Genomic DNA, 340 nt, shown 5'->3' with positions numbered 1-340 from the left:
CATTCTAAGCCTAACGGTCCAAACCGAACCGCAGACTCGCAGATCACACCGTCATCCGGTAGGTGGCCGCTGAACAGCGCTTACCTTCTCGATGTAGCGTTGAAGGATCGAACGCCATCAGCTGCCCCGCTTTCTGGCGCATCCAGAGGCTCTCACGGCCAGAATCGGGGAGCGACTCATGTCAAGCCAGACGGCAATGCCAGGGAGCGGATACCGACACAATCAACGACCGCGGCCGCAGCAGCAGATGGATCTGTTCGGGAGCGGCCTGTCGAACGGCGCCATCGGCGCGCCGGCATGGTCGGAGCTGCCGGCGGAAGCGCAGGCGGCCCTTATGAGT

The organism is Bradyrhizobium sp. 23 (assembly GCF_023073295.1).
GTDB lineage: Bacteria > Pseudomonadota > Alphaproteobacteria > Rhizobiales > Xanthobacteraceae > Bradyrhizobium > Bradyrhizobium canariense_D.
This window is presented reverse-complemented; position numbering follows the sequence as displayed.